Origin of the sequence: Stenotrophomonas sp. GD03680, assembly GCF_029844625.1 — a bacterium.
Taxonomy (GTDB): Bacteria; Pseudomonadota; Gammaproteobacteria; order Xanthomonadales; family Xanthomonadaceae; genus Stenotrophomonas; species Stenotrophomonas maltophilia_P.
In genome coordinates this window covers 1-10106 of record NZ_JAOCKC010000043.1, presented here as the reverse complement: position 1 = coordinate 10106, position 10106 = coordinate 1, and the positions used below count along the sequence as shown (strand labels likewise).

The following is a 10106-nucleotide window of genomic DNA, read 5'->3' as shown; positions in this document are numbered from 1 at the left end:
GTATGTCTGCCGTTGCCGTTGCTTCTGCCGTTGCTCGTAGCGGGTGCAGGGCCGCAGGCCCTGCAGACAACCCCTACTCCTCGACCGGGAAGTCCTCGATCGGCTTCAGCACATCGTAGTGCTCGCGATGCAGCTTGCCCTTCAGCTTCGGCAGCTCCGGCAGAGGCGCGTCCACGCGGGTGTCGGGCAACCGGTCAAGCAGGTTGCGTACCAGGGTCAGCCTGCCCAGCCGCTGGTCGTTGAAGTCCACCAGGGTCCACGGCGCACCTTCGCGATGGGTGGCACGCAGCATGGCCTCCCGTGCTTCGGTATAGGCGCTGTACTTGCTGCGCGATTTCAGGTCGACCGGTGACAGCTTCCAGCCCTTGAGGGGATCGATATGGCGCTCGGCGAAGCGCTTCTCCTGCTGCTCCTGGTCCACGCACAGCCAGTACTTGAACAATAGGATGCCGTCATCCACCAGCAGCTGCTCGAACACCGGGGCCTGGCGCAGGAACTGCTGGTACTCGCTCTCGCTGCAGTAGCCCATGACCCGCTCGACACCTGCGCGGTTGTACCAGCTTCGATCCATCAGCACGATCTCACCCGCCGCCGGAAGGTGCCCGACGTAGCGCTGGAAGTACCACTGTGTCGCCTCGCGGTCGGTCGGCTTGGGCAGCGCCACCACCCGGCATTGGCGCGGATTGAGGTGCTGGCTGATGGCCTGGATCGCGCCGCCCTTGCCGGCGGTGTCGCGGCCTTCGAACAGCACCAGCAACCGCTGCCCGCTGTGCTGCACCCAGCGGGCCATCGCGGTCAGTTCCAGCTGCAACGGCAGCAGAAGTTCGTCGTAGTCCTTGCGTTTGAGCTTGCCCATCGTCATGCCGCGCGGAAAGGAGGGCCCAGCCTAGCGCAGCGGTTGCTCAGGCGCCGTCGACGCCCTGCCAGCCCTGCTCGTGCGCCAGCTGCTGCAGCAGTGCCGAAAGGTCGCGGGCGAAACCGGCCATGTCGAACACGCCGCTACGCGCGCGGGCCTGTGCCAGTTCGGCGCGCAGTGCGGCCAGCGCTGCCGGATCGTTGCCGAGCGCACGGGCGGTGGCGATGAACGCCGCATCGTCGGCAACGTTCATCCGTGCCAGGCCCAGGTGATGGTTGAGGCTGCCGGCCACGCGCGCGGCGAAGGTCTCGCCCGGGCAGGTGAGTACCGGGCAGCCCGCCCACAGTGCGTCGGAGGCCGTGGTGTGCGCGTTGTACGGGTGTGTATCCAGGAACAGATCGGCCAGTTGATAGCGGGCCAGATACTGCGGATGCGGCAGCTTGGGCATGAACACCAGCCGCGCCGGGTCCAGACCCGCTGCCTGCGCCGCTGCCCGCAGGCGCGCATCGGCCTGGCCGGGGCCGGACAACAGCCATAGAACGCTGCCAGGCACCGCCGCCAGGACGGCGAACGCCCGCCCCATGCTGCGCGGGTTGAGCTTGTAGCTGTTGTTGAAGCAGCAGAACACCACGCCGTGTCCGGGCAGGCCGCACGCGGCGCGATCCGGTGCCGGCTCGAGCGCGCGGGTGTTGTCCGAGGGCTGGAACGCGCGCGGCAGGTACACCACGCGCTCGCTGTGGTGGGGCGCCAACGCCGCTGGCAGGACGAACGCATCGGCGATCACCGCATCCAGCCACGGTGCGCCGGATGTGCCGGGATAGGCCAGCCAGTTGAGTTGCAGCGGGGCAGGGCGCAGCGCCAGCACTTCCGGCGCGCCGCCACCGCCCCAGCCACGCAGGTCGAACAGCAGGTCGATGCCCTGTGCACGGATGGCGGCAGCGATGTCGGCATGGCGGCGCCCCGCCAGATCGTGCAGCCGGGTTGCCGCCTGCAGCCGCTGGCGGATGCGGCTGCCATCGTCCCGGTTCAGTGCGAACAGATGCAGCTGCAGTTCCGGGTGGCGGCCCAGCTGCTCGAACAGAGCAACGGTCAACAACCCGGTCGGATGTGCGCCGAAGCCGTTGGAGAGGAAGCCGATCCGCAGGGCTCCCTGCGTCCGTACCTTCACAGCGGGCATCGGCCGCACCGATGCGGCCACGGCTGCGGCGCGCGTGCGGGCGCAGGCCAGCTGCTCGGCGGCGCTGGCGTCTTCGCTGAGGAAGGCAAAGGGCTCGATCGCGCCCTGCCCGGTCGCGACAGCGCCGCGCACCTGCGCGGCCAGGGCCTCCACGTCCTGCCAGTCGCACAGGCGGCGTTGCCATGCCAGTCGCTGGGCGGCGATATAGGGTTCGTCGGGCATCAGCCCATGTGCACGCCGGTACGCGGCCGCCGCGCCCTCGGGGTCGCCGGCATCTTCCAGGGCATGGCCCAGCCACAGCGCGATGCCGGGATGCTCCGGAGCGCGCGCTGAAGCCTGTCCCAGCAGCGTCGCAGCGTCGGCGTGCGCACCGGCCATCCATGCCACGCGACCCAGCCGGGCCAGTGCTTCGGGATGGTCCGGCCGCAGCTGCAGTGCACGCCGCGCGGCCTGCTCGCCTGCGCCGATGTCGCCGGCTTCCAGTTCCAGATCGGCCAGCATCACCCAGGCGACGAAGTCACCGGGCTGGCGCGCGATCGCCTGCTGCAGTTGTTGCCGCTGCTGCCAGGCCGACATCGGCGTCAGCCCGCCGACAGCTGGGCCAGGGCATCCACCTGGTGCTCGTGGCTGAGGCGCTGCAGCAGCGGGTCCAGATCGCCGGCGAGGATGTTGGGCAGGTCATACAGGGTCAGGCCTTCCACACGATGATCGGTGATCCGCCCCTGCGGGAAATTGTAGGTGCGGATGCGCTGGCTGCGATCGCCACTGCCGACCTGCAGGCGGCGCGATTCGGCCTGCGCGGCGTCCTGGCGCTGGCGCTCGGCGTCGAGCAGCTGCGCCTTCAGGCGTTTCATCGCCTTGTCGCGGTTCGCGTGCTGGCTGCGTTCGGTCTGGCATTCCACCACCACGCCGGTCGGCACGTGGGTGATGCGGATCGCCGACTCGGTCTTGTTGACGTGCTGGCCACCGGCACCGGATGAGCGGAAGGTGTCGACCTTCAGGTCGGCGGGGTTGATGACGATGTCATCGACTTCGTCCGCTTCCGGAATGATCGCCACGGTGGCCGCCGAGGTGTGGATGCGGCCCTGCGATTCGGTGGCGGGCACGCGCTGCACGCGATGCGTGCCGGATTCGAATTTCAGCCGCGAGAAGGCGCCACGGCCGACCACGCGCGCCACCACTTCCTTGTAGCCGCCGTGCTCGCCGGGGTTGTCGGACTCGATCTCGACTTTCCAGCCTTGGCGCTCGGCATAGCGCGCGTACATGCGGAACAGGTCGCCGGCGAAGATCGCTGCTTCGTCGCCACCGGTACCGGCGCGGACTTCCAGGAACAGATTGCCCTCGTCACGTGGGTCGCGGGGCACCAGCAGCAAGGCCAGCTCCTGCTCCAGTTCCTGCAGGCGCGCCTGGGCCGAGGCGATTTCCTCATCGGCCAGCTCGCGCAGGTCCGGATCGGCGCGCATGCCCTCGGCGGCGGCCAGGTCGGCCTTGGCGCGCGCCTCGTCGGCCAGTGCGGTGGCGACCGGTTCAAGTTGGGCGAATTCGCGCGAAAGGTCGCGGAAACGGGTGTTGTCGGCGACCACGTCGGGTTCGGCGAGCAGGCGTTCCAGTTCTTCGCGGCGCTCGGCCAGCGCTTCCAGCTTACGGCGCAGGGTCGGCGTCATCGGTTCTCACGGGTGGGTGGCGGTAACCCGGCGTGGCCGGGAACAGGCGCTCGGCGGCGCGGGTCAGGTCGGCATCGCCGCTCAGCGCGGCCGCGCGCAAGGCAGCGGTCGGGGGGTGCAGGAGCCGGTTGGTCAGGCCGTGGGCCAGCAGTTCCATGACCTCTTCGGCCGGCTTGCCGTTGGCCAGCTGCTGACGGGCACGTTCGAGCAGCTCGGCGCGGGTGGCGTCGCCGAAGGCACGCAGTTGCCGCAGCGGCGCGTGGTGGGCGCCGGCCTGCAGGGTCTCGACGAAGCGCGATACCTGCAGGTCGATGATGGCTTCGGCTTCGGCGGCGGCCTCGCGGCGGCCGCGTCGATTGTCCTCCACCGCGCGTTCCAGATCGTCCACGGTGTACAGGAAGGCATCGTTGAGCGTGCCGACCTCAGCCTCGATGTCGCGTGGCACGGCCAGATCGAACAGCAGCATCGGCTTGTGCCGGCGTGCACGCAGTGCATTGGCCACGGTCTCGCGGTGGATCACCGGTTCGCGTGCGGCGGTGGCCGAGAACACGATGTCGGCCTCGGCCAGATGGCGTTCAAGCTCGGTCAGCGGCAGGGCCACGCCGCCATGACGGCTGGCCAATTCCTGCGCATGGGCGAGCGTGCGGTTGGCGATCAGCAGCCGCCGCACCTTGCCTTCGCTGAGGTGGCGGGCGGCCAGCTCGATGGTTTCCCCCGCACCGACCAGCAGCACGGTGGAATCATCCAGGCGGGCAAAGGCATTCTGCGCCAGGCGCACCGCAGCCGAGGCGACCGACACCGGGTTGGCGCCGACCTGGGTATCGGTGCGCGCACGCTTGGCCACGGAGAACGTCTGCTGGAACAGCCGGTCCAGGCGCTGGCCAAGCAGCCCGTGGTCGCGCGCGGTCGACCAGGCATCCTTCACCTGGCCCAGGATCTGCGGTTCACCCAGCACCATCGAGTCCAGGCCCGTCGCGACCCGGAACAGGTGGCGCACGGCATCGGCGTCAGCATGCTGGTACAGGTAGCCCTGCAGGTCGCCGGCCTGGCTGCGCAGCCAATGGTCCAGCGCCTGCGCCGAATCGGCCACCGCGTACAGTTCCGTGCGGTTGCAGGTGGACAGCAGCACCGCCTCGGCAATCTGCGGGGTGTCGCGCAGCGAACCGAGCGCGCGCGGCAAGGCATCGCCGGCGAAGGCCGCGCGCTCGCGCAGTTCCACCGGCGCGGTCTGGTGATTCAGTCCGAGCACCCACAGGGTCATTGTTCAGTTGCTTGCGATAAGCTGCTGGCCATTGGACGACATTTTAAGGCCCCGATGCCGACGATGCCCGCATTGATTCGCATCCCCAGTGTTCTGCTGCTGTCCCTGGCGTGCAGCCAGGCCCTGTCGGCGGCGCCCGCCAAGCCCCCGGCGCGGGGCGCCGCCACCGAGGAACTGGCACTGGAGCCGGTGATGGCCGGCGAGTTCGCCCTGCAGGCCGGCAAGCTGGCCGAGGCGGCGCGCTGGTACCTGCAGGCCGCCCAGCGCAGCGACGGCGATGCCGGCCTGGCCGAGCGCGCGACCCGTATTTCCATGCTGGCCAACGACGATGCCAGCGCCGCCCAGGGCCTGGCCCTGTGGCAGCAGCGCGCGCCACGCTCGCTGGCCATGCGCAGCGCGGCCGGTGCGCTGGCGATGCGCCAGGGCGACGTGAAGGCGGCCCGCAGCGAGCTGCAGAGCCTGCTGCAGGACAGCGATGACCGCGGCTGGAAGTTTGCCCTGGCCGCGCTGGTCGGCGGTGGACGCGATCCGGCCGTGCCGGCGCAGGTGCTGGGCGAGCTGGTCGATGCCAACGCCATCCCGCCGAAGATCGAGGCCTGGCAGGAATTCGGTCGCCTGGCGCTGCGGATGGAAAAGCCGGAGCTGGCACGGCGCATGATCGATGAGGTGGTCAAGCGCTTCCCGGAAGAGCCGCGCGTGGCGTTGCTGCGCGCCAGCCAGCTGCAGCAGGCGGGGCAGACCGATCGCGCGCTGGCGCTGCTGCGCGAGGTCGAACCGAAGACCCGCCAGGATCCGGAACTGCGCAACGCGGTGGCCATTGCCTACGACAGCCTGAACCAGCCGGCCGCCGCCGAGCGGGTGCTGGCGGTAGGGCCGCAGGACGTGCAGACCTGGGGAATGCGGGCGTCGCTGCTGGCCAAGCAGGGAGACAAGGCGGCCCTTTCCAACCTGTACAGCGAGCTGTCGCGGCAGGCCGCCAAACCGGACCCGGCGCAGCGCCTGCTGCTGGGCAAGATCGCGGAGTATCTGAAGCGTTATCCGGAAGCGGTGCAGTGGTATCACAGCGTGCCGGGCGGCGATGAACTGAGCGAGGCCCGCCTGCGGGCGGCGAGCGCACAGGCGCTTGCCGGGCGCCAGAGCCTGGCGCTGGACGAGGTACACGCGATCCAGTCCGATGCCGGCGTGGACGACGAGGTGCGCCGCGACGCCTATCTGCTGGAAGCGGAACTGCGGCAGCGCGCCAGCGACGATGCAGGTGAACTGGATGCGCTGGCCCGCGGTCTGGCCGCTTACCCGGACGAGAATGCACTGCTGTACGCGCGGGCGTTGGCCTGGGAACGTCGTGATGATATTGCCCGTGCCGAGGCCGACCTGCGCAAGATCCTGATCACCGAGCCGGAGAACGTGCCGGCGCTGAATGCGCTGGGCTACACCCTGGCCGATCGCACCGGTCGCTACCAGGAGGCGCTGGAACTGATCGACCGTGCCCGCGTGGCCGAGCCGGACAATGCCGCCATCGTCGACAGTTATGGCTGGGTGCTGTATCGCCTGGGCCGCAACGAAGAGGCGCTGGTGCAGCTGCGTCGTGCGTGGACCCTGGCCAAGGATCCGGAGATCGCCGCACACGTCGGCGAAGTGCTGTGGGTGCTCGGCCGGCATGACGAGGCCCGCCACTTCTTCGAGGAAGCGGCCAGGCTCGACCCCGACAACCGCGCGCTGCAGCGTGCCCGCGAGAAATTCAATCCATGAGTGTTTCCCTGTTCCGGCCGCTGCTGTTGGCAGTGGCGACCGTCGCCATGACTGCCTGTACGTCGCTGGGCACCCAGAAGACACCGGCGCCGGCCGTGGTCGAGACCGTGTCGGCGGAAGCGGCACAGGCCGAAGCCGCGCGGGTGGCGGCGCTGCAGGCGCAGCCGGAGTGGTCCTTCCAGGGCCGGGTAGCGGTCAGCAAGGGCAAGGACGGTGGCAGTGGACGCATCGACTGGCAGCAGGCCGGGCGGCGCTACGTGATCGAGCTCAGTGCACCCGTGACCCGGCAGAGCTGGAAGCTGACCGGCGACAGCCAGCATGGAGGCGGTCGCCTGGAGGGACTGGCCGGCGGCCCGCGTGAAGGCGAGGACGCGCAGCAGCTGCTGCTGGAGGCCACGGGCTGGGAAATCCCGGTCAACTCCCTGCCCGAGTGGGTGCGTGGGCTGGCGGTTGCCGATCCCGCCGGCGCGGGCAAGGTCGAGCGTGATGGCGAAGGCCGCCCGCGCCGCATGCAGCAGATGGGCTGGCAGATCCAGTACCTGGACTGGTACCCCGCCGAGGCCGGGCGCCCGTCCCTGCCGCGCCGGATCGAAGCCAGCAGCGGAGACGCCAAGGTCCGCCTGCTGGTGGACCAGTGGGGGCAGGGCGCGCCATGAGCGCGGGTGCGGAGGATGCGGGCTGGTCCTGGTGGCCGGCCCCGGCCAAGCTGAACCTGTTCCTTCATATCACCGGCCGCCGCGCCGACGGCTATCACGAGCTGCAGACCGTGTTCCGCCTGCTGGATTGGGGGGACCGCATCGGCCTGCGCCTGCGTGAAGACGGCCAGGTACGTCGGCAGGGTGAGGGATTGCCGGGTGTGGACGAGGCCGACGATTTGGCCGTACGTGCCGCCCGCATGCTGAAAGAGGTCGCCAACATCGACCAAGGTGTCGACATCATCGTCGAAAAGCATATTTCGGCCGGTGGTGGGTTCGGCGGTGGGTCATCCGACGCTGCCACCGTGCTGGTGGCGCTGAACCGGCTCTGGAACGCCGCTCTGGACGAGGACGCGTTGGCCGCGCTGGGCCTGCGCCTGGGCGCGGATGTGCCGGTGTTCGTGCGTGGCCGTAACGCCTGGGCCGAAGGTGTGGGAGAGCGGCTGCAGCCGATCACCCTGGCACCGGCCTGGTATGTGGTGGTCGAGCCCGGCGTTCATGTTCCGACCCCGGTCCTGTTCGCAGCCCCGGATTTGACGCGCGACAGCCCAGTGGCGAAAATAGACGACTTCGCTTCCGGGGCATTGGTCGGGAACGCGTTCGAACCGGTGCTGCGCCGCCGCGAGCCTGCCGTCGAGGCAGCACTTGCCGCGTTGAGCGACATCGGTACCGCGCGACTGACCGGTTCTGGAAGTGGTTGTTTCGTCGAATTCGCATCGCAGACTGCCGCACAGCAGGGGCGGGCGAAGTTGCCGAAGGAGTTGCGGGCCAGGGTGGCTGCGGGCGTTGCGCGTTCGCCGCTGCTGGATGCACTCGAGCAACACTGATTTCAAATGCAGGGGCGTCGCCAAGAGGCCCAAGGCACCAGGTTTTGATCCTGGCATTCGTAGGTTCGAATCCTACCGCCCCTGCCAATGCGGCTGTGTCCGCGCCTTCAGCGCATCATCCGCGCGGGACGTGGAAACAACCGCGGTGTTGTCAGCAGCAAGGGTCCGGCGTGGTCCTTGCCGCCACCGGATCCCCGCCACTCGTCCCCGCCCGAGACAATCATGATGCAAGAGTCCCCGAACCTGCTGGTCTTTTCCGGCAACGCCAACAAACGTCTGGCGCAGAACATCTGCAAGGAACTGGGGGTTCGCCCGGGCAAGGCGCTGGTCTCTCATTTCTCCGATGGAGAAGTGCAGGTGGAGATCGAAGAGAACGTCCGTAAGCAGGACGTGTTCGTGATCCAGCCGACCTGCGCGCCGAGCGCGGAAAACCTGATGGAACTGCTGGTGCTGATCGACGCGCTCAAGCGCGCATCGGTGAACAGCGTGACCGCCGTGGTGCCGTACTTCGGTTACTCGCGCCAGGATCGCCGCATGCGTTCCTCGCGTGTGCCGATCACCGCCAAGCTGGCGGCGAAGATGTTCAGCACCGCTGGCGCTGATCGCGTGCTGACGGTCGACCTGCACGCCGACCAGATCCAGGGCTTCTTTGATATTCCGGTCGACAACGTTTATGCCTCCCCGCTGCTGCTGGCCGACATCTGGCGCGCCTACGGCACGGAAAACCTGATCGTGGTGTCGCCGGACGTGGGCGGCGTGGTCCGCGCCCGTGCCGTGGCCAAGCGCCTGGATGATGCCGACCTGGCGATCATCGACAAGCGCCGTCCGCGTGCCAACGTCTCCACCGTGATGAACATCATCGGTGACGTCGAAGGCAAGACCTGCGTGATGGTCGATGACATCGTCGACACCGCCGGCACCCTGTGCGCCGCTGCCGCTGCCCTGAAGGCGCGCGGTGCGCTCAAGGTCGCCGCCTACTGCACCCACGCGGTGCTGTCGGGCCCGGCGGTGGACAACATCACCAATTCCCAGCTCGACGAGCTGGTGGTGACCGATACCATCCCGCTGAAGGACGCAGCGCGGGTGTGCAGCAAGATCCGCCAGCTGAGCGTGGCGGAGATGCTGGCCGAAACGATGCGCCGCATCGCCTTCGGCGAGTCGGTCAGCTCGCTGTACGTGGACTGAGTTTTTCGTCCCTGCCGGCAACGGCAAGGACTTCCCCGGATGCTTCTGGTCGCGGAAGCATCTTCAATCGCCAAGCCGCAGGGCAAGGCAACAACCTGAGTAGTCGAAAATGTCGAAGACCCATGAAATCAAGGTCACCAAGCGTGAACTGCAGCGTAAGGGTGCGAGCCGCCGCCTGCGTCACGCCGGTGTGATCCCGGCCATCGTGTACGGCGGCAACGCCGAGCCGGTCGCCATCAGCCTGGACCACAACGAAATCTGGCTGGCCCAGCAGAACGAGTGGTTCTATGCCTCGATCCTGGACCTGAACCTGGACGGCCAGGTGCAGAAGGTCCTGCTGCGTGACATGCAGCGCCATCCGTACAAGCAGCTGATCATGCACCTGGACTTCCAGCGCGTGAACGAGAACGAAGCCCTGACCGCTTCGGTCCCGCTGCACTTCATCAACGAAGACACCTCGCCGGCTGGCAAGGCTGCCGACGTCGTGGTCACCCACGAACTGAAGGAAGTGACCATCAGCTGCCTGCCGAAGGACCTGCCGGAGTCGATCGAAGTCGACCTGGCCGACCTGGCTGCTGGCGACGTGGTGTACCTGTCCAACATCAAGCTGCCGAAGGGCGTGGAAATCCCGGCCCTGGCGCTGGGCAAGGACCACGACGACGCGATCGTCACCGCCAAGCACGGCAAGGAAG

General features: G+C 68.4%; 9 protein-coding genes and 1 tRNA gene. 6 read left to right on the top strand and 4 right to left on the bottom strand.

Annotated elements, in window-relative coordinates:
- Nucleotides 1-73 precede the first annotated feature (73 nt).
- The 4 genes from ppk2 to hemA are packed head-to-tail and all read right to left on the bottom strand — an operon-like array spanning nucleotide 74 to nucleotide 4958.
- Nucleotides 74-856, bottom strand: a complete 783-nt coding sequence (ppk2, locus tag N5J29_RS19195) for a polyphosphate kinase 2 (RefSeq protein ID WP_053520281.1) — start codon at nucleotides 854-856, stop codon at nucleotides 74-76.
- Nucleotides 857-902: 46 nt separating this feature from the next.
- Nucleotides 903-2609, bottom strand: coding sequence for a tetratricopeptide repeat protein (locus tag N5J29_RS19190; RefSeq protein WP_065175997.1), 1707 nt, complete (start codon nucleotides 2607-2609; stop codon nucleotides 903-905).
- A gap of 5 nt (nucleotides 2610-2614) precedes the next feature.
- The gene (gene prfA / locus N5J29_RS19185) at nucleotides 2615-3697 is read right to left on the bottom strand and encodes a peptide chain release factor 1 (protein WP_053520283.1); all 1083 of its coding nucleotides are present in this window, start codon (nucleotides 3695-3697) and stop codon (nucleotides 2615-2617) included.
- Complete coding sequence (gene hemA / locus N5J29_RS19180) at nucleotides 3675-4958, bottom strand: glutamyl-tRNA reductase (RefSeq protein ID WP_164153091.1); 1284 nt, start codon at nucleotides 4956-4958, stop codon at nucleotides 3675-3677. Before hemA ends, prfA begins: the two co-directional genes overlap by 23 nt.
- Nucleotides 4959-5021: 63 nt before the next feature.
- On the opposite strand from hemA, the gene N5J29_RS19175 reads away from it, so the two are divergent.
- The 6 genes from N5J29_RS19175 to N5J29_RS19150 all read left to right on the top strand — a co-directional run.
- The gene (locus N5J29_RS19175) at nucleotides 5022-6707 is read left to right on the top strand and encodes a tetratricopeptide repeat protein (protein ID WP_180875739.1); all 1686 of its coding nucleotides are present in this window, start codon (nucleotides 5022-5024) and stop codon (nucleotides 6705-6707) included.
- Nucleotides 6704-7363 (top strand): lipoprotein insertase outer membrane protein LolB, encoded by a 660-nt coding sequence (lolB, locus tag N5J29_RS19170; RefSeq protein WP_065182863.1) that lies wholly within the window; start codon nucleotides 6704-6706, stop codon nucleotides 7361-7363. Before N5J29_RS19175 ends, lolB begins: the two co-directional genes overlap by 4 nt.
- Nucleotides 7360-8229, top strand: a complete 870-nt coding sequence (gene ispE / locus N5J29_RS19165) for a 4-(cytidine 5'-diphospho)-2-C-methyl-D-erythritol kinase (protein WP_053520287.1) — start codon at nucleotides 7360-7362, stop codon at nucleotides 8227-8229. Before lolB ends, ispE begins: the two co-directional genes overlap by 4 nt.
- Before the next feature lie 10 nt (nucleotides 8230-8239).
- Nucleotides 8240-8316: transfer RNA gene (locus N5J29_RS19160), tRNA-Gln, on the top strand.
- Nucleotides 8317-8454: 138 nt separating this feature from the next.
- Nucleotides 8455-9414, top strand: a complete 960-nt coding sequence (locus N5J29_RS19155; RefSeq protein ID WP_053520289.1) for a ribose-phosphate diphosphokinase — start codon at nucleotides 8455-8457, stop codon at nucleotides 9412-9414.
- Between the two features lie 109 nt (nucleotides 9415-9523).
- Nucleotides 9524-10106 (top strand): 50S ribosomal protein L25/general stress protein Ctc (locus tag N5J29_RS19150; protein ID WP_279924550.1); only part of this gene is annotated, 583 nt, incomplete at its 3' end.

Bases quoted from the DNA above. Each gene is read 5' to 3' on its own strand.
- hemA (WP_164153091.1), bottom strand. From the start codon at position 4,958: ATGACCCTGTGGGTGCTCGGACTGAATCACCAGACCGCGCCGGTGGAA.
- ppk2 (WP_053520281.1), bottom strand. From the start codon at position 856: ATGGGCAAGCTCAAACGCAAGGACTACGACGAACTTCTGCTGCCGTTG.
- prfA (WP_053520283.1), bottom strand. From the start codon at position 3,697: ATGACGCCGACCCTGCGCCGTAAGCTGGAAGCGCTGGCCGAGCGCCGC.
- N5J29_RS19175 (WP_180875739.1), top strand. From the start codon at position 5,022: ATGCCCGCATTGATTCGCATCCCCAGTGTTCTGCTGCTGTCCCTGGCG.
- ispE (WP_053520287.1), top strand. From the start codon at position 7,360: ATGAGCGCGGGTGCGGAGGATGCGGGCTGGTCCTGGTGGCCGGCCCCG.
- lolB (WP_065182863.1), top strand. From the start codon at position 6,704: ATGAGTGTTTCCCTGTTCCGGCCGCTGCTGTTGGCAGTGGCGACCGTC.
- N5J29_RS19190 (WP_065175997.1), bottom strand. From the start codon at position 2,609: ATGTCGGCCTGGCAGCAGCGGCAACAACTGCAGCAGGCGATCGCGCGC.
- N5J29_RS19155 (WP_053520289.1), top strand. From the start codon at position 8,455: ATGCAAGAGTCCCCGAACCTGCTGGTCTTTTCCGGCAACGCCAACAAA.